At 42.1% G+C, this 25136-nt stretch carries 22 protein-coding genes and 2 pseudogenes; 17 read left to right on the plus strand and 7 right to left on the minus strand.

The genetic code is table 11. The features are described from left to right. Nucleotides 1–21 precede the first annotated feature (21 nt). Nucleotides 22–1140: a hypothetical protein gene (locus ACTQ16_RS00435; protein WP_441935541.1), complete on the plus strand. Its 1119-nt coding sequence runs from the start codon at nucleotides 22–24 to the stop codon at nucleotides 1138–1140. Nucleotides 1141–1143: 3 nt separating this feature from the next. Here ACTQ16_RS00435 and ACTQ16_RS00440 read toward each other — a convergent pair whose 3' ends face one another. After that, nucleotides 1144–1395, minus strand: a complete 252-nt coding sequence (locus ACTQ16_RS00440; RefSeq protein WP_441935543.1) for a hypothetical protein — start codon at nucleotides 1393–1395, stop codon at nucleotides 1144–1146. A gap of 91 nt (nucleotides 1396–1486) precedes the next feature. Here ACTQ16_RS00440 and ACTQ16_RS00445 point away from each other — a divergent pair, with 91 nt between their 5' ends. The 11 genes and pseudogenes from ACTQ16_RS00445 to ACTQ16_RS00495 all read left to right on the plus strand — a co-directional run bounded on the left by ACTQ16_RS00445 (nucleotide 1487) and on the right by ACTQ16_RS00495 (nucleotide 9406). Then, nucleotides 1487–2200: a WecB/TagA/CpsF family glycosyltransferase gene (locus tag ACTQ16_RS00445; RefSeq protein WP_441935545.1), complete on the plus strand. Its 714-nt coding sequence runs from the start codon at nucleotides 1487–1489 to the stop codon at nucleotides 2198–2200. Between the two features lie 377 nt (nucleotides 2201–2577). Then, on the plus strand, nucleotides 2578–3675 hold the full coding sequence (locus tag ACTQ16_RS00450) for a hypothetical protein (protein WP_441935547.1): 1098 nt from the start codon (nucleotides 2578–2580) through the stop codon (nucleotides 3673–3675). Between the two features lie 26 nt (nucleotides 3676–3701). After that, a pseudogene (locus ACTQ16_RS00455) lies at nucleotides 3702–3983 on the plus strand (NAD(P)-binding protein); the annotation flags it as partial. Between the two features lie 80 nt (nucleotides 3984–4063). Further along, on the plus strand, nucleotides 4064–4243 hold the full coding sequence (locus ACTQ16_RS00460) for a hypothetical protein (protein WP_441935549.1): 180 nt from the start codon (nucleotides 4064–4066) through the stop codon (nucleotides 4241–4243). 311 nt (nucleotides 4244–4554) lie between these two features. Next, nucleotides 4555–5676 carry an ImmA/IrrE family metallo-endopeptidase gene (locus ACTQ16_RS00465; protein WP_441935551.1) on the plus strand — a complete coding sequence of 374 codons (1122 nt, stop codon included), beginning with the start codon at nucleotides 4555–4557 and terminating at the stop codon, nucleotides 5674–5676. 5 nt (nucleotides 5677–5681) lie between these two features. Further along, nucleotides 5682–6164, plus strand: coding sequence for a DUF4411 family protein (locus ACTQ16_RS00470; protein WP_441935553.1), 483 nt, complete (start codon nucleotides 5682–5684; stop codon nucleotides 6162–6164). Nucleotides 6165–6247: 83 nt separating this feature from the next. Next, the gene (locus ACTQ16_RS00475; RefSeq protein WP_441935555.1) at nucleotides 6248–6403 is read left to right on the plus strand and encodes a hypothetical protein; all 156 of its coding nucleotides are present in this window, start codon (nucleotides 6248–6250) and stop codon (nucleotides 6401–6403) included. A gap of 214 nt (nucleotides 6404–6617) precedes the next feature. Beyond that, nucleotides 6618–6788, plus strand: a pseudogene (locus tag ACTQ16_RS00480) (dTDP-glucose 4,6-dehydratase); the annotation flags it as partial. Nucleotides 6789–7099: 311 nt separating this feature from the next. Then, complete coding sequence (locus ACTQ16_RS00485; protein ID WP_218417773.1) at nucleotides 7100–7255, plus strand: hypothetical protein; 156 nt, start codon at nucleotides 7100–7102, stop codon at nucleotides 7253–7255. Nucleotides 7256–7293: 38 nt separating this feature from the next. Beyond that, nucleotides 7294–7854: a GNAT family N-acetyltransferase gene (locus ACTQ16_RS00490; protein WP_256621126.1), complete on the plus strand. Its 561-nt coding sequence runs from the start codon at nucleotides 7294–7296 to the stop codon at nucleotides 7852–7854. Between the two features lie 355 nt (nucleotides 7855–8209). Continuing rightward, nucleotides 8210–9406: a sugar MFS transporter gene (locus ACTQ16_RS00495; RefSeq protein ID WP_441935558.1), complete on the plus strand. Its 1197-nt coding sequence runs from the start codon at nucleotides 8210–8212 to the stop codon at nucleotides 9404–9406. Between the two features lie 697 nt (nucleotides 9407–10103). On the opposite strand, the gene ACTQ16_RS00500 is transcribed toward ACTQ16_RS00495, so the two are convergent. Both ACTQ16_RS00500 and ACTQ16_RS00505 read right to left on the minus strand, forming a co-directional pair. Then, a complete protein-coding gene (locus ACTQ16_RS00500) occupies nucleotides 10104–10499 on the minus strand; it encodes an ImmA/IrrE family metallo-endopeptidase (RefSeq protein WP_441935560.1) in 396 nt (131 codons plus the stop codon). Next, nucleotides 10457–11056: a helix-turn-helix domain-containing protein gene (locus ACTQ16_RS00505; RefSeq protein WP_441935562.1), complete on the minus strand. Its 600-nt coding sequence runs from the start codon at nucleotides 11054–11056 to the stop codon at nucleotides 10457–10459. Before ACTQ16_RS00505 ends, ACTQ16_RS00500 begins: the two co-directional genes overlap by 43 nt. 102 nt (nucleotides 11057–11158) lie before the next feature. Between ACTQ16_RS00505 and ACTQ16_RS00510 the strand changes: the two genes are divergently transcribed. Next, complete coding sequence (locus ACTQ16_RS00510) at nucleotides 11159–13960, plus strand: DEAD/DEAH box helicase (protein WP_441935564.1); 2802 nt, start codon at nucleotides 11159–11161, stop codon at nucleotides 13958–13960. Between the two features lie 213 nt (nucleotides 13961–14173). Here the strand turns inward: ACTQ16_RS00510 and ACTQ16_RS00515 are convergent, their stop codons facing one another. Together ACTQ16_RS00515 and ACTQ16_RS00520 are read right to left on the minus strand one after the other, a co-directional pair. Continuing rightward, the gene (locus ACTQ16_RS00515) at nucleotides 14174–14857 is read right to left on the minus strand and encodes a hypothetical protein (protein ID WP_441935566.1); all 684 of its coding nucleotides are present in this window, start codon (nucleotides 14855–14857) and stop codon (nucleotides 14174–14176) included. Next, a complete protein-coding gene (locus tag ACTQ16_RS00520) occupies nucleotides 14844–16121 on the minus strand; it encodes an AAA family ATPase (RefSeq protein ID WP_441935568.1) in 1278 nt (425 codons plus the stop codon). The genes ACTQ16_RS00515 and ACTQ16_RS00520 overlap by 14 nt, the downstream gene beginning before the upstream one ends. Before the next feature lie 556 nt (nucleotides 16122–16677). Here ACTQ16_RS00520 and ACTQ16_RS00525 point away from each other — a divergent pair. The 4 genes from ACTQ16_RS00525 (at nucleotide 16678) to ACTQ16_RS00540 (ending at nucleotide 20487) form a co-directional block, all read left to right on the plus strand. Continuing rightward, complete coding sequence (locus ACTQ16_RS00525; RefSeq protein ID WP_441935570.1) at nucleotides 16678–17532, plus strand: HAD family hydrolase; 855 nt, start codon at nucleotides 16678–16680, stop codon at nucleotides 17530–17532. A gap of 250 nt (nucleotides 17533–17782) precedes the next feature. Continuing rightward, nucleotides 17783–18145, plus strand: coding sequence for a hypothetical protein (locus tag ACTQ16_RS00530; protein ID WP_294970965.1), 363 nt, complete (start codon nucleotides 17783–17785; stop codon nucleotides 18143–18145). Nucleotides 18146–18308: 163 nt separating this feature from the next. Beyond that, nucleotides 18309–19055, plus strand: coding sequence for a peptidylprolyl isomerase (locus ACTQ16_RS00535; RefSeq protein WP_441935572.1), 747 nt, complete (start codon nucleotides 18309–18311; stop codon nucleotides 19053–19055). Between the two features lie 97 nt (nucleotides 19056–19152). Continuing rightward, nucleotides 19153–20487, plus strand: coding sequence for a DUF4861 domain-containing protein (locus tag ACTQ16_RS00540; protein ID WP_441935574.1), 1335 nt, complete (start codon nucleotides 19153–19155; stop codon nucleotides 20485–20487). Between the two features lie 112 nt (nucleotides 20488–20599). Here ACTQ16_RS00540 and ACTQ16_RS00545 read toward each other — a convergent pair whose 3' ends face one another. Together ACTQ16_RS00545 and ACTQ16_RS00550 are read right to left on the minus strand one after the other, a co-directional pair. After that, complete coding sequence (locus tag ACTQ16_RS00545) at nucleotides 20600–21475, minus strand: DUF4923 family protein (protein WP_441935576.1); 876 nt, start codon at nucleotides 21473–21475, stop codon at nucleotides 20600–20602. Nucleotides 21476–22199: 724 nt separating this feature from the next. Next, entirely contained in the window at nucleotides 22200–25022 is a 2823-nt protein-coding gene (locus ACTQ16_RS00550) for an insulinase family protein (RefSeq protein ID WP_295347064.1), read from the minus strand. Nucleotides 25023–25136 lie beyond the last annotated feature (114 nt).

Below are 25136 nucleotides of genomic sequence, written 5' to 3' on the forward strand. Positions count from 1 at the left end.
CTTATTATATTTCTTTATATTATGACTATAGATTATTCTTTGGGATATGACAGCAATAAAGAATCAAATGATTTCTTGAGATGCTTTTGGGCTGCATTGCGTAAGGAGTTTGGTAAAGCGGCATGGAATCTTTTGCCACTACGTATTGAAAATAAGATTTATCTAGGACATTGTGACATAGGCTTGGAACATGTACTTGATATTTCCTTAAGTTACAAAATTAAAGGTTGTTTATCGGCTATTAGTATTTCTGTTGATGATTCGATATCTGATGCGCAATTGCAAAGGAGATTAAAAGGATGTATTACCCATGCTCGCAAAAACATAGATAAATTAGAAGTGTTTTATCTCACTTTGTCATTGGATAGTGCTATTTGCTTTGAGAAGTCAGATGCTAACTATCTTTCACTAGATGACAATCGACTGATGCTTAATGTTTATGGATATGATTTGGTTGATGCCAAGACTCTATCATCTTCATTGTTGAAAAATATCTGTGCTTGGCTGTCATTCGACCAGTTGAAATACATATCTATCGAAGGGTGTGCTTTCCAGGTATATTCTGATAGTGTTCGTTGGCAGTTCGGAAGACAAAGAAAATATAAATTGAAAGTTTCTGATAGTATCCAAAAGTATTTAGATGAATTTATAGGAAAACCTTATTCTTATGAAGATAATTTATCTGATATAGATAAGGCTGTATTCTTGTTTGGGCAAGGCTTGAAATATGATGAGTTATCGAAAATGACGATTTCTTCGTTGGAAGCCTATAATGAACAAGCAATTCTTTGCTATATGTCAGCACTGGAGGTTGTTACCTTAAAAGATATTGAACCGTCTAAATGTGAATGTTGTGGTCAACTAAGGTATTCTATAGCTAAACGAGTGGAAAACTTGGTTTATGAAGTATCACAAAGCAAGGCAATGAGGAAAATGATAACTGATTTTTATAAAAATCGTTCTCAATTTGTTCATTTAGGCACAATGCTTTCTGAGAATAATTATACAGGAATTTCTATACCTTTAATGAATAAAGGGTATGGTGATGGACTGATAATGCAATGTAACTTTAGAAGTGCAGATTTGGCTGATATTGTGAAAGAATGTATTATGTGGAAAATCAAGACGGCAAATGGTTGATATTCATATTTGCATGATGCACAACAGTATCTTCTCCCAAACTTCACTATCTAGCATGAAGTAGGGAATAGCTTTCTTGCTATCCTCTGCAAAATAGAAAAACAGATGTTTGATGCCTGGGGCATCTGAATATTCGTAGGCTTCGATTTTCACAATGTTGATGCTTTGCGACTGAAGAGCCGCAAGGAGTTGCTGACATTGCTTTTTCGTAAGCTGCTTATACTTCGTATATATAGTATTAATATCGTATGTCATAATCATTGTTTCTTGTTCATGAAATGATGGGATTCTGATGGAACCCGCTGTTTATGGCTGCGAAGATAACAAAATAATTTGAAATACAGTTATGTTTCGACTAAAAACATTAACAATTTTGGGTAGTAAGGCGGGATTAGCCTCATTACCAGAGGGCAAATTGCTCATTAACACAATAAATGCGCATTCTTTTAACACCGCAAAGAAGGATCAGCTCTTTGCTGATGCTCTGACAAATGGTGATGTGTTGATTCCGGATGGAGTGAGTATTGTGAAAGCGTGCAAGTGGATTAAGGCTAAGAGTCAGCCTAAAGAAAGAATAGCTGGCTGGGACTTGTTTTTCTTCGAAATGAACAAGCTGGAGAAAAAGGGCGGTACGGTGATGTTCATGGGTAGTTCGCAGAAGGTGCTCGACCTGATTGTGAAGCGTGCTGCCGTGGATTATCCTCACCTGAAGGTGGTGACTTATTCGCCTCCTTTTAAGCCTGAGTTCTCGGATGAGGACAACAAGGCTATCATTGATGCCATTAATGCAGCCAACCCTGATTTGCTTTGGATTGGCATGACGGCGCCTAAGCAGGAGAAATGGACGTACTCTCATTGGGATGAGTTGAACATCCATTGTCACGTAGGTACCATCGGTGCTGTCTTCGACTTCTTCGCTGGTACCGTGGAGCGTGCCCCTATCTGGTGGCAGGAGCATGGCCTGGAATGGCTCTATCGCTTGATCAAGGAGCCTAAGCGTATGTGGAGAAGATATATCATTGGTAATACCTTATTCCTCTGGAACATGGTGAAAGAATAGGGGAACTAAAATCATCCCGTCCTTCTTTACCATTAAAGAAGGCTCCACCTTTCTCACCATGCCTCTCTTCAATAGTCTTTACGACCCCTTCGATTCCCCTTCTAGGGGACAGAAACCCTCAGGGACGAGAGGATGTAACCGCCCTACTGGGTGCTCAAAACCGCTACGCTCTAAGGTTGGCGGACCATCAAAGGTCTTCGCCATGTTATGCGGGTTGGGACCGCATGGGGATGGGCTGGCGCTTTGCGAGTGTTTGTCGGCTGGCGCATTGCGTAATTTGCTGATAATTGCAGATTTTCGGCTTTTTTCTTGGTGGTTTCAATAAAAAAGCGTAACTTTGGCGGCAGTTATATAAACTAAAAATAGGAGACTAGATTATGACAGATACTGAATTTGAACAATTTTTACGCCAAATGAGCAAAGAGGAATTGGACGAATGGCTTAGGATTAAAGGACAGCCTTTTGATTCTTTTGCTAATGCGTTAGCTGGTGAATCAATAGCAAATTTAGCTCCTCCGTTTGATGAGTATGTTAATTATACTGGTAGCTTAATTGATTTCTATAAAGACTTTTTTCAACGATATCTCCAGTGTTTAGAAAATATAGATTCTAATACCTGGGAGTTTGTCAACATTAGTATGAGAGCATACATAAAACATAAAGGTGGGCCATTGGTCGATTTTGATTTGGTTGAAGAATGTAAAATGCTCATGGATTCAATTACAAAATCGCTAAGTGCATATTTTGATGGGTCTCCAAATATGGCTTATAGGATATTGGAGAATACCTTTGTTAGTAAGAATTTTCATTTATTGATGATTCTTCCTCAAATCCAATACCTAGGGCCTCTTTATCGTGTGCGTAGTGAACGAAATCTAAGTGCGCAGAAAGAATTGTTTCATACTCCTTTTGAGTTAAGAAACAGTTGTGGTAGTTATCGGTATAGCATCCTAGGATATCCTTCTTTATATTTGGCTGGTAGTATTGAAACTGCATTGGCGGAGAGCCGAATTGTTGATAAACAATATTCTGTGATGCTTTTCAGAAGCAATGAAATTTTGCAATGTATAGATTTGTCACTACCAAGCAGAGAGTTGCTCTTTTGGGAACGATATAGCCTAGTATTGTTTTATCCATTGATTTTTGCATGTGGTTTGAAAGTAAAAGAAGAAAGTAAACCGTTCAAGCCAGAATATGTCATTCCACAATTGTTTTTCCAAGTTGTCAGTGAGTGCTCAAATTTGATGGGCGTATCATATACCTCTACTCGAATGGAGAATCCTGATTATCGTAATGGTAAGCAACGAAACTTTGTGCTGAAGGTTCCTAAAGCAGATAAAGCTAAAGGCCAATCGCTTGAACTAGCAGGAAAGTTTAAATGTACTATGCCAGTAAGTCCATATGACAATGAAAATGCTCTGTCTGTTGAAAACAGACTAAGAGGAATGGAGTTATTTGAACTAAAATTAAACTAATTTTTTATAGAACATAGGATAAGAATATGAAACAATATGATTATTTAATAGTAGGCTCTGGCTTGTTTGGAGCAACCTTTGCTTATCTTGCTAAAAAACAAGGTAAGAAGTGCTTGGTGATTGACAAGCGTTCTCATTTAGGTGGTAACATCTACTGTGAGAATATCGAGGGAATCAACGTGCATAAGTATGGTGCACATATCTTCCATACCTCTAACAAAAAGGTGTGGGACTTTGTGAATTCTATCGTTGAGTTCAATCATTATACCAATTCACCTGTAGCAAACTATAAGGGTAAGCTTTATAATCGTAAGCAGTCACTTTAGGTCGTCTTGCGTACGTTAATAAAAATATATACCTTTGCCCCGAATTTTAAATTTGGGACTAAATGAATATAAACGAAGTAGGCAAGTACTATGCCTCAATGGTTCGTAAGTTTCGAACCGAGTACAAGAGCAAGAACCTTCATGGGGTCTGTAAAGAACACAAAGTAAACTATACCAAGATGCTTCATTGTTTGCGTAATGATTCTTATCGCAAGCCGAGTGCCACGCCTGTGAGTTTGTGATGTGTTCCGCAGGATCAAGAAAACGGCAAAGGACAAATTGGTAGACTTACTCGCTCATAGATGGCAGCTGGCTACTGTTACTGCTTGGGCATAAAATCAAATGATTTTTTCTTAAAAGATAATAAAAAAGCATTCATTTTATGGCTTAACGTACCTAAAGTGACCGCTTACTAATAGTTAGAATAGAGAGGCATATTCCTAGACATGTATCTGGGAATGTCAAGTTTGCGACTAATAGGTTAAATATTGTAATAAAGTAGCGTACTTTACAAAAAAAATCGTATTTTTGCATTCTTAAAAAATGAGAAGAAATGGCAGTAACGAGATTAAATAACATACGACCAGAAATGCTTGTTTGGGCATTTGAAAGAGCTGGCTTCAATGAAGAGAGGGCTGTGAAAGTTTTCCCTAAGTTGGCGTCTTGGCTCTCTGGAGAGAAACTGCCTACTGTAAACCAACTGCAACAATTTGCCAAGAGATTCTATATTCCTTTTGGATATCTGTTTTTGCAGAATAGACTAGAAGAAACGATTCCTTTCCCGATGTTCCGTGGTGAAGCAGGAAAAATGAATCGCTTTGATCTCAATGTTTACGATACAGTCACAACGATTCGTACTCGACAGGATTGGCTGGCAGATTATCTTGTAGAGAATGACATTGAGATATGCCAATTGGTGAACAGTATTACGCTGCAAACTCCAATAGGTGAAGCTGTCAATCTTCTCAGAAATGAATTGGCCTTGGAACCTCGATGGGCGTTCTGTCTTGCCAAAACAGATGTGGCGGTGGGGCTTCTGACAGAGCGATTGGAGCAGGTTGGCGTGTTCGTTGCCTATAATGGTGTCGTTGGGAATAATACGCAACGTACATTGAAGGTTAGCGAATGTCGTGGCTTTGCATTAGTTGATCGTGTTGCACCGTATGTTTTTGTGAACAGTGCCGACAGCAAGTCTGCCCAATTGTTTACCTTGATTCATGAGGTGGCACATATCATGTTAGGTGTAAGTGCTGGTCATGCTGGTGAGGACTTGGGTGCCCATGATACCTATGAGAGATATTGCGATGCGATGGCAGCAGAATTTCTTGTTCCTGCCCATGTGTTGCGTGAAACCTGGAATCATGACATCAAGAAGCAATCTCGTCAGTTTAAGGTGAGTGAAATAGTTGTAGCTCGTAGAGCCCATGACTTAGGACTATTGAGCGATCAGGCTTTTCGGAATTTCTGGATGGAATACAGCCATCGTCCTATAGCCGAGAAGAAAAAAAGTGGTGGCGGAGATTTCTATCTTACCAGTGTAAAAAGAGTAGGAAAACTATTTGCTATCCATGTGCGCAATGCCGTAAACAGCCGTCAGTTGGAATATACGGAGGCTTATCGTCTAACTGGTCTGTCTGGTAATACCTACCAGCATTTTATGACCCATAATATCTAAGGTCTATGGCATATATTTTTGATACCAACATATTCATTCGTTCAAAGCATGAGATGCCTATGGACTTGTGGCCCACTTTTTGGACTAAGATTGCTGGAATGATAAATTCTGGCAACGTGTTTTCTAACATTCAAGTGAAAGGAGAGATAGATAAAGGTGGTGATGAATTGACCGTCTGGATGAAGGACAATGTTCCTGCTGGATTTTATATCGAGAACAAGCTTGATGTAATGGTCAAGTATGGAGATGTTATGAATTGGGCTCAATCTAATGCAGTTTACAGACCAGAGGCTGTTTCTGAATTTGCAACAGTGGCAGATGCTTATCTTGTGGCTACAGCAGCTGCAAAGGGATATACGCTCGTAACGAATGAAACTGCAGATCCACAATGCAGACGCAGAGTGAAAATTCCAGATGCTTGTAATGCATTGGGGGTGAGATTTTGTGACTTGAATACGGTTTTGCGAGAACTGAATATTACGATTTAAGATACTTAACATAGGTTAGCAAGAATGTTTTTTCTCCTCTTGCTAACCCATCAATATTTTTTTAATTGGATTTTACTTGGACTATGGAGCAAAAGAATTTGTTCCTGTTATTGAAGTCCGCATTATGGAATGATGAGCTGTCGGCTCGTCCTGTTCATGATGTGGATTGGGGTGAATTGTATGGGCTTGCCAAGGAACAGTGCCACCTACTCAGTCTGCGCTTCTCCCTGAGTTTGTAACGAGAATGCGCATGGGTCCTTGAATGTGGGTTAGAGGCGATGGTCGCCTGGTCCTGGTCCGAGCTTGCGGTCTATGGCATCAAGAATTCGCCAAAGAAGGAGCCGGAGATATTGATAAAGATGTTTCATATATAACTTATAGTTCATTGCTTTTTGATAAAACGTAAATGAATGGAAAATTTTGTATAGGCATTCTTTACCTGTTCTTTATCCGCGTTATGCCATCGATTCTCGAAAGTTGCCGAAGGAACTCGGTTGGGAGCCATCTCTCCAGTTTGAGGAGGGTATCGAAGAAACAGTGAAGTGGTATCTCGATAACCAGGAATGGATGGATCATGTTACTCCTGGGGAGTATCAGAAGTATTATGAGGGGATGTATTGTTGATGCCCCACCTGTCCCTCCCCAGCGGGAGGGTCCTTACCCTATACCCAAGCCCTAAATCCCTACCATAGGGATTAGGGATGTAACCGCCCTCCGGTGCTCAGAACCGCTACGCTCTAAGGTTGGCGGACCATCAAAGGTCTACGCCATCTTGTGCGGGATGGGACCGCCTGGAAATAGCAGTTTATAGTTTACAGTTTTTTGTAGTAATTTGCTGATGAGTTGCAGATTTCTTTCGATTTTCTTGGTGGTTTCGAGAAAAAAGAGTAATTTTGGCGGCAAGATATATAAACTAAATAATAGGAGATAAGATTATGGCAATAGATATAAAGGTTATTCCGACTCTTCATGGTGATGAAGCTATTCGCTTTATCAACAATGCTGATGATGTTATGAAAAGTAAAGAACGTGTTGATTTTTCAGAGAAAATAGCTATAGCTCGTGCTATATTAAAAAAAGCAGGAATGTAATTATGGGATTTTTATTAGATAAGTGTAAACTTAAAAAGATGGACGACGAGATTCTTTCGACTTGCCATCCTTTTACTTGTGGAGATGAGGATTTGGATGATTTCTTTCTACATGATGCAATGCGTTATAAAGCAGAATTGCTTGGTAAAACTTATTGCTTTGTGCTGGATGATGATCCTAAAACCATTGTTTGTATGTTTACTTTGTCTAATGATAGTATCAGAGTGGATGTCATACCTAATAGTCGTGGTCGTAAACTTTCTCATGATATTCCTAGAGAGAAACGAATGCGTAGATATCCTGCTGTACTTATAGGAAGGCTTGGAATCAATGTTGACTTTCGTCATCAAGGTATAGGGTCAGAATTATTGGATTTCATAAAATCTTGGTTTATTGATGAAGAAAATAAAACTGGATGTCGTTTTTTGATAGTTGATGCCTATAACTGTATGGTTCCATTGGATTTTTATCAAAAGAATGAATTCTTGTTTTTGTTTTCGACGGAACAGCAAGAAGCAGAGAATCTGGGGTATGACATGACAAAGTCGTTGCATACGCGCCTCATGTATTATGATTTGAAGAAGTTAACTTCAAATTGAAAAACGTATTAATACTATGCGCCATTTGTATTATCACAAGTTTGACAAGAACCTGAGCTTTTTCTGTCTAGAGTTTTAAGGTGTCCTTCCTATTTATGTATTGGAGGGGAAGTGTCATGCCTTGATGACAGAAGCACTTTTAGTTAAAGCTGCTTTAAAAATCGAAAAAGTCTAATTAAGACATCCCAAGCCGTCGCTTGATTGTTAAATTTTAGAAAATCAAAACTTTATTCAAAAATACTGGTACGGCTAACCCGCTAATAAATTGTGGGGACGCTGTATTGGTGGTTTTACCCTAAATAAAGTTTCGTATCTTTGCACCATGATTTTAGTCTAAAAAAGAATAAAGAAAAATATGATGAAGCCATCCTTCTTCAGATACGAAGGGCATAACTATCTGGTGCCCTTCCTCATCATCAGCAGTCTCTTCTTCATGTGGGGCTTTGCCCATGGCATCCTAGAGGTGCTGAATCCGCATTTCCAGGAGTCGTTCCATATCAGCAAGGCGATGTCGGCCTTGACGCAGGCTGCTGTCTATGGTGCCTACTTTCTGATGGCGCTACCTGCCGGATGGATTATCCGGAAGTGGGGCTACAGGAGGGGTGTGATAACCGGACTGGTTCTCTTCGGTATCGGTGCCCTGCTGTTCATACCGGGAAGCAGGATCAACAGTTTTTACTTCTTCGTTCTGTCGCTGTTTGTGATAGGATGCGGACTGACCTGTCTGGAAACGAGTGCGAATCCTTATACTACGGTACTGGGACATCCTGACAAGGCGGAGAGCAGAATCAACCTGTCGCAGTCGCTCAATGGTATCGGATGGATTGTAGGACCGCTGGTTGGCGGACAGCTTCTGTTCTCGGGTGTCAACATCGCCATTCCTTATGCTCTGGTGGGTATCTTCGTGCTTTCTGTGGCGCTGGTCCTGTCAAGGATTAAGTTGCCGGACCCAAGGAGAGCGCATGAGGCGGATACGAATGAGAAGGTTGAGGAGAAGCCGATGCGAGTGATGGCATTCGGTTTCGGTATGCTGACCTTGTTTCTCTATGTGGCTGCCCAGACGGGTGTGAACAGTTTCTTCATCAACTATGCTGAGGAGAGTATTCATATAGAGAAGCAGACTGCCAGTCTGTATCTTGCCTTTGGCGGAATGGGTCTGTTCTTTATCGGCAGGTTGGCTGGTGGTGTCATCATGAATTATATCCAGCCAAGGCTGGTGCTGCTGGTCTGTGCTATCCTCACCTTTGTTGCCACATTGATTGTGGTGGTATGTAGCGGAACCATATCCCTCATAGCGTTCTTCGCCCTGTATCTGGGAGAGAGCATCATGTTTCCGACTATCTTCTCGCTGGCATTGAGGGATGCGGGTACAAAGACCAAGCTTGCCTCTTCCCTACTCATCATGACGATTGTGGGTGGAGCGGTTGCTCCTGTAATCATGGGGCATATTGCGGATACTACGGGCAGTATGGCGATTGCCTTTCTCATACCGCTAGTATGTTATGGGGTGATTGGAACGTATGCGTTATCGAAACCCTCCGTCTCCCTTTAGCCAAAGGGAGCTCCACATCCTAACCAAGCCACAATAGGCTTTACGACCCTTTCGGTTCCCCTCACAGGGGACAGAAACCCTTCTCAGACGGGAAGGATGTAACCGCCCTACAGTGCTATATTTGCCCCACCTGTCTTCAATAGTCTTTACGACCCTTTCGGTTCCCCTTGTAGGGGACAGAAACCCCTGCGGGAGGGTCCTTACCCTATACCCAAGCCCTAAATCCCTACCATAGGGATTAGGGATGTAACCGCCCTCCGGAGCTCGGAACCGCTACGCTCTAAGGTTGGCGGGGCATCAAAGCCCTGCGCCATTTTGTGCGGGATGGGACCGCCGGGGGTGGGAAGTTTATAATTTACAATTTATAATTAATAGTTTACTGTTTAGAGTTAATAGTTTATAGTTAATAGTTTACAACTTATATTCGGGGGATTTTGTTGATTTATTGTGAATTTCTTGGTGTTTTAGAATATGCTTATTGGCATAGCCCAATCAATGGGCTATGCTGATGAGTTTACTAGCTGGAGTTGTTATCATGGCACATTATCAAAGAGAATCCTCGATTCGTTTCATAATTTCCTTTGTCGGAAGGCGATGGTTGGACTCCAGCAAGGCTTTAAGCTTGGTTATATATTCTTCTTTCGATAGAATATCATGGTGAAGAAGTTCGTCTTGGTATCGCTGATTACTATTTCCATTAGGCAAGAACGAAATTATGTAACACTTCCTCTGTCGTTTTGTTGAGTAAGACGGCAGCCTTGGATTCTGTTATCAAGCCACTTGACAGGGCACGATAGATAAGGTTCTCGAATCTGGTGCTGTGCTCGTCATCAATGATGCTCTTCTCTACCTGGGATTTGAAATTGGAATCGAAATTTTTCTTCTTCCAATAAGTTGTATAGCGATTTTCTGATATGACATCTAGATATCTCGCCTTATACATCAAAGCATCAACAGATATTCCAAATTCTGATTGAAGGTTTTTCAACTCAACTAAAGCTATATCGTGGCGTTTTTCGCCAATAGACTGGAGGAAAGTCTGTCTTGGCATCAATACTTCATTGGCAAATATATTGCAGTATTGTTCTTCCATCTTTTCATCCATATCTTCTGAAAAATGAAGCAATGGAAAGCGTCAGAAGCTTCTACTTCTACCACAATGATACCATTGGTCTCTAAGATATTGATGACGTTTGTTATGGCGGCATTGCCAATATTCCAATCGGTGCGGAGTTTGGTTGCTGCGCAGAAAACATCATTTAAAGACTTTACTTGACAAGTAAAGGAGGAAGCATCAAAATGTCTTTCGATGCCACAAATGTCTTCTATTTCATTGATGCGTTCAATGGTATCTTCCACCATGAGATTAATGGATTTCTCTTCCTTAGCACTCAGGCGAGTTAGTTTGCGGTAATGGACATTATTGAGAGCTGAACGATTTTCACGAAACAGATAGTCGGGGGAAATGTTCAGGGCTTTACATAATGCGATGAGAATGGTACTCTCTGGCATACTCTCGCCTCGTTCGTATTTGGACACGGATTGTTTGGTGACAATATCATTCATCATCACACAGAGTTGTTGCATGGACAAGCCTCGCATCAGACGTGCGTTGCGCAGTCGCTTAGAAAATATATCTTTTAGTTCCATAATTAATCATTTTATCTTTTGGTTGACAACGATAATGAATTTATCTGGAGTAGTCAACCAATAAGGCGAAAATATAACAATATTTAATTATAATTTGAAAATATGAATGTAATCAAGCTTTTTGATTACCAAGAGGATATGAAGGAACGGATTGAGAAGGCGTTGCGCCTTCATCGGTCCGTGATGGCACAAATGCCAACGGGTACGGGAAAAACGGTTCTACTCGCTTCGGTCGTAGAATCGTTTTTGAGGGAACATTCCAATTGCAATGTTTGGATTGTTGCCCATAGAAGGGAGTTGGTGTCGCAGATAAAAGACACTTTGAATAAGTTTCTTTTGAATTTCAGTTTTTCGAATCATCCCGTCCCTCTTTCCAAAGAGGGCTCCACCTCCACCCCAAGCCCCTCCTCCTCAGAAGGAGGGAATGTAACCGCCCTCCGGTGCTCAGAACCGCTTCGCTCTAAGGTTGGCGGACCATCAAAGGTCTCGCCAGATTGTGCGGGATGGGACCGCCTGGGGATGAGTGGAGCATCAAAGATCTCGCCAGATTGTTTGTCGGCTAGCGCATTCAATGTTCCTATCAAGGCTGTGTCGATACAATGGTTGGCTAAACACTATGACGAGATAGAGGAAGAACCGGGAATGATCGTGATTGACGAGGCACACCATGCGCTTGCCAAGACCTATAAGGAGATGTGGGAGAGATTCCCGAAGGCTAAGTTCCTGGGACTGACGGCTACTCCTTGCCGATTGAACGGAAAGGGATTCACGGATTTGTTTGATGTCTTGGTGCAGTCATGGGATATTCCCGAGTTTATCAGCAAGGGAAGATTGGCAACATACGATTTCGTGAGCATCAAGTCGGATGGTGTGACGCAACGGCTCATCGACTCCTTGCAGAAGCGAGGAGCAGACGGTGACTACCAGAACAAGGAAATGGATATGCTGCTGAATAAAAAGCCGAGTATCGAAAGGCTCTATCGGAGCTTGGAAGAATTTGGTAAAGACAGAAAGGGCATCGTGTATGCTATCAATATTTCTCATGCCAATGCTATTGCCGAGTTCTATAGAGAACACGGCATAGCAGCTGTTGCCATTGATAGTAAAACGCCAAGTTCTTTACGAAAAGAACTAATTGAAAGGTTTAAATCTTCTAATACTTCTCAAAATTTTTCGAAAATCACCCCGTCTCTCTTTACCCTTAAAGAAGGAGATTTTTCGAATCACCCCGTCCCTCTTTCCAAAGAGGGCTCCACTTTCTCCCCAAGCCCCTCTTCCTCAGGAAGCGGGGATGTAACCGCTCCTCCTCGTCGCTCGGAACCGCTACGCTCTAAGGTTGGCGGACCATCAAAGGTCTCGCCAGATTGTGCGGGATGGGACCGCCTGGGGATGAGTGGAGCATCAAAGGTCTCGCCAGATTGTTTGTCGGCTAGCGCATCAAAGGATGTATCAGGTTATTCGCCAGATTGTTTGTGCGGTGTAAACCGAGTTGCTGATGAACTTGCTCCTATCCAAGTACTCGTGAATGTGGATATATTCTCGGAGGGATTTGACTGTCCGGATGTGGAGTTTGTACAGTTGGCTCGACCTACCTTGTCGCTTGCCAAGTATCTGCAGATGGTGGGACGTGGACTGCGAGTGGCTAAGGGGAAGAAGAACTGCGTGATTATAGATAATGTGGGACTGTATCGGGTGTTTGGATTGCCTTCGCAAGTATGGAACTGGAATGCTATGTTCGAGGGAAAGCTGAAAGTTGGCAAGAAAAAGGAGACTCCGAAAGAAAGAGATTTCTTCTTGATGTACGGAAAGCAAGAAACTATGCCTGTTGGTCAAGACTCTGAAATGATGATGGTGATGAGTCATGAGGAACTGATGCAGTCGCTAAAGTATCGGGAGTTTGTGGATTGCAATGATGATTTTGCCATCGTCAAGTTGAATGATGGAAAGATGACGGTGGTAAACCGGCAAGGCGAACAGGTGATAGAACCAGGCAACTTTTATGACATGAAGTTCTTGCAAGGTAATATCTTATCCTATCGACCTCGCAGAAAGACGGTATGTTACTACGACCTCTTGGCGAGAGTTGTCATAGACGAGGACATTCATGCGAAAGATGCTCCCGAGGTAATCACCATCAATAAATGGGAATTTATCGAATATAATGGTCTCTTCAGATCTCGTACCTACGAGTACTTTGCTTTACCTTTTCGCCCTTCCCAATATGACCTATGGAATTATGGATATTATTTGATATACAACTTTCAACGCTCTACAGCCAGTGGTTGTCAGGAATGGATATATAAAGTGGAGGATGGCGGCTCTATGCGTATGCATAAAGAAAACAGTGAAAAGGCTTGTTTTTTACGTGGCGACCATACTCATGTATATTGGCTGTGCGCCGACCTATACGACAGTGGCATAGTGGTCATGGACAGCCATGAGGATTATTACTTCGTTGACTCCAGCTTGAAAAAGACCTATATAGGTTGCAATCAACCCAAAACAGAAAGCGAGAATTTGATGGTTGCGATGCCTCGGCTTGGCAAACTGGTCTATGAGCGAGAAATGCAGCGCAGGAAAAAGCAAGAGGAACAGGAGTTATTGCTAATGCAAGAGAAGTCGGAGGCAGGGCATGTAGAATTGTATCAAGCAGGAAAGAAATGGGGTGTGAAGGTAGATGGCAAAGTTATCGTGCCACCTCTCTACCACAGTATAGCGCAACCTGTCGGTGCTTATTGCGCCTTTGAACAGATTCCCAGACATTGGGGTGTTATGACATTGAAAGGAAAAGTGATTGTTGATGCCAAATATGAGAAGGTGGAGATTCGAGACAATGGAATCGCCGTGGTAACAGGCATCACGGGAAAAACACAGACAATCAAACTTTTAAAGGTAAAAGAGTAAAAAGGTAAAAGAGTAAAAAGGTAAAAAAGTAAAAGGGTAAAAGGGATTTTTGCTTTTTACTCAATTTGATGGCGAGGACTTGAAAATGACCCAAGAAGGATTTCCTTATACACCACTTGTGATAAAAACGCATAAAAGAAGTAGGTGGTTATGACAAAAACAGACCGATGTGAACGAGAGTTCATGTCGGTCTGTTTTTACGTTATAACTATTTTAAGAAATTGCAAGAGATGTTTGTGATTCAGGAAAATTCTCTGTCAACTGTAGATACATATTGACTTCCTTTTCTGATATACAATCATGGAATGGAAGTTTCTGAATATCACCAAAACTTGATAACTTAACTTTGATATTATGGTTATCCAGTAATGGTTTCAAGAACTTAGTTTCAAACGTGTCTTTGCCAAGTTGTTGGGCTTGAGAAATACGAAGTCTGACACTATCTTCTTGATTTTTATCCTTGCAACACTTACAGGCTGTAATAAAGTGAACTTTTATTTCACTTAAGTTGTAATCCTTGCATAGTGATAGCCAAGCATGCATTTTGATAAACGACATTGTAATCTGATGGAAAGCACCTGTGATTTTTTGAACATCAAAGCCCGATTTTAATTCTGCAAACACAAGGTGTTCCTTCTTAGAATTGTCATTTAGAAAAGCGATACCATCACAATCTTTATCGTCCAATTTAGAAGACATCTTGGAAGTAGTGTCTTTTACTCCTTTAACCAAGCTCTGGTCAAATCCCAAAAACTTACCATCGGCTGTCACTTCCAAATGGGTCATTGTAGCACTTTGTCCATGTTCTTCAACGACCCATTTGTTATTATATTCATGAGCATGCCCATTACTTATGGCTTTATCGAATATTGTTGTAAATGTTTTACTCAGTGACATCTTGTAAATAATCTCCTAAAATATCTTGATAATTCATGTTGTCCAAAATCGCATCTCTAAATGCAGCAAATGGAATACCATTACTTATGTCTTGCTTTACAGCAATTGACGTGTTATCAGCTTGCTTTCGCAACAAATAAGCGCCTATAATAGACTCATCTATTGACATATCCTCAACAATATTCACTTTCTCTGAAAGAGTTCTAAGCTTATCTGGATCATCCGTAGTCTTTTTTGCTTTTGCAAACATTATCAACTCGTTCAATCTCCTTAGGAAATAATCACTATGAGTAGTTATTTGCATTATAGCCCCATTATGACTAAGAGCACCGATAATATCAGCCATCATACGTTGCTTGAGTGGATGAAGATGAGCTTCAGGTTCTTCCACTAAGATTGCACATCTGCTAACATCCTGTTTCTTTGCCAAAATTTGCAGTGGAGCTATTTCACGAATAGAAGCTGCTGCTGCAGACACAGGCATTGAAGCGTCATTTGTAGTATAAATGTAAGTTGTTTCTTCTTTGTCTACTTCTCCTTCCAAAATCGTTCTAAACAACTTCAAGACTATTTCTGATGCTGTATCAGGTCTTGGTTTTATACGATTGAGTCCAGCCATATCGTTAAGGAACTCTGAATACATACCTGTAGTAGGTATGATTTGTTCTGTCAAGATAGGACCACGTGATGGTGGCAAAACGAATGTACTATCCAACATTTGGTAATTGCCAAAGATGTAATCAATCAATACAAAACGCAACAGGAAAGCAAATGGAGACTCATCAAATTGTGTTTTTTCCTGAATTCTGAATCTCAGATTTCCCAGAGACAATATTGTATAAATCTCCTCTTTATCAACTAAACCTGTTAGCTCCTTTTTATAGGTAAAAGCCATTGTATCAGGAACACTTTCAGGAAGTGTTATCTCTATCTGACCAGAAATTCCATCATATCCCAGCATATAGCGGAGATAAAGAATAGCATCCTTTGCCATCCATGCTTCCAAATCCTGTTTTTTTATTTCCAGAGCAGTACCAGCATCTTTAAAATCCTTAGATAGAACATTAAAATCTATATTGTTATCTACAAAGAAATGATTAAGTCTGCTGGTATTAATCAACAATTCGAAAAAGTAATGGCACAATAAAGCCAAGTAACTTTTACCCAACCCTGATTCTCCAGAAAACACCATAAGAGGAGATACCAGGATTTCAGAATCCCGGATTCTTCCCAATTGGTCTATTCTAACCTTAATACATTTCATATTTTCCCATTTTTATAAGCAAAATATTGCTTTGATTAAACTTTTTTGGGCGTAAAATTACAAAAATCGTGGCAAATTTAAGAATTTATATTATTAATAATATATAAACCGACAATATTTACCAATTAAAACGCTATATTTATGCACGTTTATACATAAAATGAGCAACTAGCATACATTTATTCCATGTTTTTCTATTTCATAGAAAGTGCATATTCCCCTATCTTTTCAAGAAGGATTTTGGGGTTCAAATAAGCTTTTTTATACTTAACCGTTAGATGCAGATGCTCGCCTATAGCACGTCCTGTGGAGCCTGAACTACCAATAATGGTACCGGCAAAAACAAGAATTTGCCAGAGCGAGCATCGTAGAGGAATAAGGCGTGCAATGCTCAGAAATGGGTTTTGTACGCCTTTTTTGTTTCATTATGTTTTTTTATATCCCAATAGTTTGCTAATTCGCTGAAAATTATGTATATTTGCAAATTAAGGGAGAAAAACATCCCCCGAAAGAGATAGACAGTTTAGGGTAAATATAAAAGAAAGGAGAACGAGATATGGCAAAGAAGAGACCAAAGGTAGCACTGGTTTATGATTTCGACGGCACACTGTCGCCGGGCAATATGCAGGAGTTTGGATTCATACAGGCTACAGGCAAGACAAAAGACGAGTTCTGGGAGAAAAACAGAAAGTTTGCAGAGGGTAAGGATGCCAATGGCATTTTGACCTATATGTATCTGATGCTCGACGAAGCCAAGAAGAACAAAATCTCGCTCACCCGGGAATCTTTTCAGAAATTCGGCAAGGATGTGGAACTGTTCCGCGGCGTAAAACAATGGTTTTCGCTCGTGAATGAATATGGCAACAGTATCGGACTGGACGTAAAGCACTACATCAACTCCTCGGGACTGAAGGAGATGATAGAGGGCACACCTATCGCCCACGAATTTGAGAACATCTACGCCTGCTCCTTTCTCTACAACAAGGAGGGAATCGCCTACTGGCCAGCCGTAGCCGTAGACTATACTACCAAAACGCAATTCCTCTTCAAAATCAACAAAGGTATCAAACAGGTGAGCGACAACAGAAGAGTGAACCAGTATATCCCCGACGAAAAGCGCCCTATCCCTTTCCCCCGAATGATATACTTCGGAGATGGAGAAACCGATGTGCCTTGCATGAAGATGGTAAAGGAACATGGCGGTCACTCGATTGCTGTATATGATAACGAGGATAAACAGAAAACAGCCTGCCAGCTTGTCAAGGAGGGACGAGTAAACTTCATGTGCTCTGCCAACTACAGCAAAGGAAGCGTGATGAATATCATCGTAAAGAGAATATTGGATAAAATCAAAGCCGATTTTGAATTCGACCGTCTGATAGAGCTGAACCAGAAGAAGGCATGGAAGTGATTTAAAGGTAAAAAAGTAAAAAGGTAAAAAAGTAAAAGGGTAAAAAGGTAAAAGGGTAAAAAGGTAAAAGGGTAAAAAGGTAAAAGGGGAAAAAGGTAAAAGGGGAAAAAAGTAAAAAGGTAAAAGGGTAAAAAAGTAAAAAGGTAAAAGGATAAAGGGACTCTTTTGTGAATTCCTTAAAACTTTTCTTGGTTTTATCGAGGATTATGCTTAATTTTGCACACAGAAATAATAATATCAAATCATATTAATGGGAAGAAATAAATACTCAGCAGGAGAAATCAAAGAAATCGGCAAGTTGCTGCGACTCAAGAACGCAGGCAACCGTTTACAACAGAAAATGATACGCCACGACCTTCGCGTGGATTATGAATTCAATATCTCTGACTTCAATGAGCCTGGCAAGGCTTTCGGCGAGGAGGAACTGCAGGATGCCATCAAGCGTGGAGCTATCCAGATTCTCGACGATGCCACCATCGAGGCTATGAAGGCAAAACGTGCAAGAGACAAGGCTCGCGACGAGGCTGAGAGACAGAAGGAAGCTGTAGCCTGCGGTGAACAGACCGACTGGCAGGAGGCTATGAAGCAGTGGAATGAGTATTATGAAAAGTAAAAAGGTAAAAAAGTAAAAAGGTAAAAAAGTAAAAAGGTAAAAAGAACATACTGATTACGACATATACTGATTACGACATATACCGATTACGACATATACTGATTACGACATATACCGATTACAACATATACCGATTAATAAAATATACTGATTATAAATTATTATGGCTAAAGTATTGATAAAGACATCAGAGGGCGACATCAAGGTTCGCCTCTACGACGAGACACCTCAGCATCGTGACAACTTCATCAAGTTGGCAAAGGAGGGATATTTCGATGGCACACTCTTCCACCGTGTCATCAAGGATTTTATGATCCAGGGCGGTGACCCAGAGAGCAAGGGCGCTCCTAAAGGCAAAATGCTGGGCACGGGAGGACCTGATTACACCATCCCTGCCGAGTTCGTTTATCCACAACTTTTCCACAAGCGTGGTGCCTTGAGCGCTGCACGCCTTGGCGACGAGGTGAACCCTAACCGTGAGAGCAGCGGCAGCCAGTTTTATATTGTATGGGGAAAGACCTACAAGCAGAACGAACTGAAACAGATGGAGAAGCAGATGGGCATGCAGATGGAGCAGAATATCTTCAACCAGCTTGCCAAGGAGCATCATGATGAAATTATGAACTTCCGCCGCAACCGCGACCGCGATGGCTTAATGAAACTACAGGAAAAACTGGTGGATGAAACCAAGAAGCGCTGCAAGGAGCAGGGATACCCAAAGTTTACCGAGGAGCAGCAGAAGGCTTACACTGAAGTAGGCGGAACCCCATTCCTCGATAACCAATATACCGTATTTGGAGAGGTGGAAGAAGGCCTTGATGTCGTGGAGAAAATCCAGAACTGTGAAACTATGCGTGGTGATAGACCTAAGGAGGATATCAGCATGGATATCTCCGTTATAGAAGAATAAAAGGCATTTCTCGCAGTTCTTTCTACAAAACTGCGAGAAATCTTTATTCTGTATCTACAACTATTCATCCGTATTAAACAAAAACAAACAAATCAAAATGAAAAAGATTCATGGAAAAATGATGAAGGGCACCACGGCTAAGAGCCTGATGATGCTCCTGGCTTTAGCAGGTTCTAACTACTGCCATGCTCAGCAAGCCACTATCGTGGTAAGCAATCCTACTTCCGCATCACGCACAGAACTTATCTCCCTCAGCATGAACGAGGTGAAGGCGAAACTGGGCAATGCTGCCCCTAAAAAGGGAGAGGCTTACATCGTGAAGAACAAACGAGGACAGCAGATTGGCTCGCAGATTACCCACGATGGCCTTCTGCTCATAGATGCAAGCATACGCCCTCACGGCTCTGCCACTTACTACGTATCCATCGGCAAGCCTTACCAGCAGAAGGTTTATGCCACCGGCGCTCTCTATAAGATAAGAAAGGATGATATCGCATGGGAGAACGACCGATGCGCCTACCGCGTATATGGCCCTACCCTTCAGAAGACCGGCGAGCGTTCCTTCGGTACCGACATCTGGGTGAAGAATACTCCGGATACCGTGGTTTACGAGCGATACATCAAGGATATGAACGGCAATATCAAGGGCGACAAGATTGATGCCAGGGTAAGAACTATGCAAAAGCAGCAGAAGGCAGAGAAGAACACAGCAAAGGCTGCTGCTCTTGCCAAGCAAATCAAGGCTCTTCAGACAGAATCACGAGAGACGGATATCCTCACCTCCTTCCATCTCGACCATGGCAACGGATTGGATCCTTATCGTGTGGGCGCTACCCTGGGATTGGGTGCACCAAGCCTCATGGTGGGCAAGAACCAGGTTCTGCCTTACTGCTACAAGGATTACAGGATATTGGATAACGGTCCGCTCCGCTTCACCGTAGAACTGACTTACAACCCATCTGCCGTAGGCGATATGAAGAACGTGGTGGAGCACCGCATCATCTCGCTCGACAAGGGCAGCAACTTCAACCGGATGACCGTATGGTACGACGGCTTGACCACTCCTACCGATTTCGCCACCGGTTTCCCTATCCACGAGGAGGATACCGAGAGCAAGACCTTCGCCAAGGATTATGTAAGTTATGCCGATCCTACAGATAATATCGAAGTAAACAACTCACAGGTTTACGTAGGCATTCTCTTCCCTTATGGTGTTGACAATACCTACTACCAGCTCTTCGATAAGAAGCACGATGGTGCTACCGGTCATGCGCTCGGCTTGAAACGCGGCTTGAAGAATGGGGAGAAATACAGCTACTACTTCGGTGCAGCATGGAGCAAATATGATGTAAGAAGCTATGCCGAATGGCAAATCCGCATCAAGGATTATCTGGATGCATTGAAGAATCCGCTCCTTATTGAGGTGAAATAGGAAATATATTAAACCGCAAAAGCGATAAGCCAAGATATAAAAATCGAAACAAAAAGCCGCCCTCATATCATTAGAAGAGGACGGCTTTATTGTTTTTTAAATAAAGATTATATTACTTTGTCATCTCGAAACCTACACGCATACCATCATAATTGTTGGCGATACTGCCTACGGCGCTCAATGTAGAGCTGCCCTTGAAGGCACTGAGGGCCTTGATGAGATTGAGCAGCTTCTTCTGGTCGAAGAGAAGACTGATGCCATTGGTTGTCTTGGTGGCATAACCCGAAGCACTCAGCAGAAGGCCCTTCAGCTGGATGGCATGAGTCTTCTCATCAAAGGTATAGGTGCCATTCCATGCCTTGCCGTCAATCTTGGCAGAGAAAGTACCATCGGTATTAAAGGTGAAGTAGGTATTGGAACTGCTGAATCCAAACTTCTTGTAATAACCTTCCAGCTTATTCTCAACCTTGCTGGCAGCAATCTCGCCACCCGCCTTAGCCAGCAGGTTCTCTGAGGTGAAGGCGCACCCTGGCTTGCTGTATTTCCAGGTATGGCAGAGATCTGCCTGCTTGAATGTACCCGAACCGATTACATTGTTCAGGATTCCGTTGATTATACTTCCTGCATTACTGCTTGAGTTGCTGCCATTACCAGCATTACTACCACCCAGGATAGCGCCCAATACGCCTGCTACGGTTGCTGCAGAATTGACGGTAGCAGAAGTATTATTAGCGGTAGTAGTGGTTGCTGCAGATGCAGCAGAAGAAGAAGTAGTAGTAGGAGCTGCAGATGCTGTAGACGCAGAAGCAGTAGATTTCTTAGCTGTCGTCTTCTTGGAAGAAGTTTTTTTAGTAGTCTTCTTAGTTGACTTCTTAACCGGCATCAACTCAGAATTGGTAGCATTCAGCGCTGCTTCGTTCATAGCGCTAGCATTGCTGCCAGCTGTGCATGCAAGCACAAGGGCAGCGAAAAGAAATACCTTTTTCATTTTTACTTTCTATTTATTTGTTTAAATCTAATTCTCTTATATCATTCGCTTTCTTCACTTTCATATTTCCCATCATAAATGAGGAAAAACTATTATAATAGATGAAAAACAAGAGAAAAGGTTTAATTTGTTGCATAAATGTTTCATAAAACGAATGAAATGTGACGATTTTGTGTCAACGATTGCACATTTTTTTGACATAAATCAAAAAAGAACGAAAAATAGACATATTTTATCAAAAAGTATCCCCGAAAATGAACAGAATATCCTATCTTTGCAACGTTTTAAAAATCACAATAGGTTATGAATGATTTAATTAAGGTAAATTCAGAGAATCAGAATCAGGCAATCGACAGATGCCAGCAGATTCTTAATGAACGCCGCGAGGCGCTTGCCTCTAAGGCAAGAAGAAGAGATTAAGTCTTTTGATTTTTAGCGAACAAGAGACAAGATTCTTCTTAGAAAGAGATTATTTTCAGAATGACATTCGGTTGAGAGATTCTGCTGAATCTATTTTTCCCAACAAGGAGAAAGAATGATTCAGGGAAACGGAACCCCGAAAACTGAAAATGAGAGAGATTTTTCAGAACGACTCTTAAATTTTAAGAGGAACTGAAATTTTTGGGAAAAACAAAAGTTAAAATCCCGTTGTCGTCCATCTTGCATGGTACGTACAACGGGATTTTTTCATTTTCTATCTAATATCCAGATATCCAAATCAGAATTACTTGTTCTTCTCGCCCTTCATGATAACCTCTACATGATTGCCACTCTTCAAGATAACATTCTTGAGGAAGTCGGAAATCTGAGCGCCATCGATTGACTTCACGAGATTCTTATAGTTGCTGTAATTATCAACCTTGTGAAGGTCGAACATACCCAAGGTCTGAATCCAGTAACCGTTGGTCTTCTCATCCACGCCAGCCTGCTTCAAGAGAATCTCCTTTACTTTCTGCAAATCGTCAGCATCAACCTTGGCAATCACCTCGTCCATACCCTTGAAGAAGCATGGGATGGCAACATCTGCCTTCTCTGGATTCAGCTGAGCCATACCATTGATGGTAATCTGCACCTTGTTGTCTGCGTCAAAGAAAACGCCATAGATGGCACCTGCAGAATAAGCAGCACTCAACTCCTCGCGGATGCTGCGCAGATACTTCATCTCCAGGAGGCGTGCTGCCATATCTGCCAGCACACTGCTCTTCTGGGTATAAGGCATCTTGGCAAACCACATCTCGCGAGCCTGGCTCTGAGGATTCTCCATAGCTTTAGTGAATACATTGCTCACCTTGCCTGTAGCACAAGGCATTGGCTGGTTCTTGATCTTGATCTTCATGCCCTGGTTAGGGAGAGAGGCAATATACTGCTCGATGAGTGGGAGGAGCACCTTCTCATCATAGTTGCCTACAAAGTAGAAAGTGAAATCCTTGGCATTACTGTAGAGCTGATGCCACATTTCGAGACAGGCATCATAATCGATGCTCTGGATGTCGGAAGCCTCAGGAATGCGAGCCAGTTTGCTACCCAGGTAAAGGGTGCTCTGTACTGAGTCCTGATATACAAGCCTAGGGTTATTGCTCTTGTTGGCAAGAACTGTAGTATAGGTATTCTTCATGTTGTCGAATGCCTTCTGATCCTTAGTAACATTGGTCATATTGAGATAAACCAGCTGCATCATCGTCTCAAGATCCTTAGGAGTGGTAGTACCGCTCAAACCGTGACGGAAGGTAGAGAAAGAGAAATCTACACCACATTGCTTGCCGGCAAGTGCCTTCTCCAAATCATTGCTAGAGAATTCGCCCAAACCGCTCAATCCCCATACGGCACTGGCATTCTGCGCATTGATAGGGTCATTCTGATAAGCTGCATAACCGATGTTGGCAGAAGCAGCAAACTGAATCTCATCGTCCTTGAAGTCTGTCTTCTTGATAATTACTTTGGCTCCGTTGGAGAGGGTAAGCTTCTTGAAGCCCAACTGCTTGTTCTCCTCAGTCTTCTTGATTTTGCCTGCCTTAGGTGCCTGAGCCATCAGCGGCTCCTGCTTCACATTGTCCACATAAGCCTCAAGCTTCTCGCTGCGCACCTGCTTCACGATGTCGGCTAGTTCCTGTTCGGTAGGATAAACGGCACCCTCTGCCTCGTGCATGAACACCATGCTTACAAGGTTGGTATCGGTAGTACAGATCAACTGCTTCACGGCACTGTTAACCACATCTACAGAAAGGCGTGGCACTACCATCTTATAGATCTGAGTTTCATCCTCTACAGAAGGAATTGGCTCGTTAGAGATGAAATGGTCAACATACTGAGTGGTAAACTGCTCATTCTTCATCTTGGCACGGTTCTCGTAAGTCTTGTCAACATGACTCATGAATTCGTCCTTGGCACGCTGATATTCAGAAGCCGTAAAGCCGAAATCATGCACGCGCTTAGCTTCGCGCATCAAGGCAGCATATGCCTCCTTCACCTTGCCCGGCTTAGCCACGCCTACCACTGAGAAAGCATTCTTTGTACTGGAAACCAGATAGTTGCCAATATCACTACCTCCCTGCAGGAATGGACAATCTGCCTCACGGGCCATCTCAGAAAAACGAGCATTGAGCATAGAGGTTGCCACATTCTTCAAATAACCCTCAAGCAGATATGGCAAAGTACCTTTCAATGAATCAGGAGTTGTCTCGTTCTTCATCATGATGTTGATGATGTCATACTGCTGCTCCTTGTTCTTATCCACTACGTAGATGGCTGTATCGTTATCAGCTACAGGAACAGGAATCACCTTAGCAGCATCCTTAGGCACCTTAATGCCTGAGAAAAGCTCCTTGATCTTGCCCTCAATATGGTTAACGTCTACATCACCAACAACGATAATAGCCTGATTATCCGGGCGATACCACTTACGATAGTAAGCACGGAGAGTTTCAGGCTTACATCCGTCGATAACGCTCATCAAACCGATAGGCAGACGATAGCCATACTTCTCGCCTTGATAGAGTTTAGGGAGAGCACGCTCCAACATGAGCTGCTGACCTACCATACGCATGCGATACTCGTTGTGAACCACATCGCGCTCATCCTCGATGGCCTTGGTGGTAAGCGAGATGCCATTGCTCCAATCCTTCAGGATGAGCATACATGAATCTACGGCAGAAACACGGGCAGTAGGCACATCGGTGAAGTAATAAACAGTCTTGTCAACACTGGTATAAGCATTCAGATTACGACCATACTCCACACCGATGCTCTGCAGATAGTTCTGGAGGGTATTGTCCTTGAAGTGCTCAGTACCATTGAAGGCAAGGTGCTCAAGGAGGTGAGCCAAACCGCGCTGGTCATCGTTCTCATTAATAGAACCTACTTTCTGGGCGATATAGAAGCTGGCTACATGCTCAGGATAACTGTTGTGGCGAATGTAATAGGTCAATCCATTGTCAAGATGACCAATCTTCACATTCTTATCCACTGGGATAGGTGGCATCTGCTGCGCCATCGCTGTTCCCACAGAGAGCAGCAACAGTGCTGCTGCGAAAATTTTTCTTAATCTCATTCTTCTCTGTTTATTAATAAATATGTAATTATTAGCTATTTCTGCTGCAAAATTACATAAAAATTAAAAGATTTGCAAGCATTTGGAAGATTATCTTTCCAAATGCCTGCAATC

The sequence above is a fragment of the Prevotella sp. LCP21S3_D2 genome, assembly GCF_052118345.1.
Classification (GTDB): Bacteria; Bacteroidota; Bacteroidia; order Bacteroidales; family Bacteroidaceae; genus Prevotella.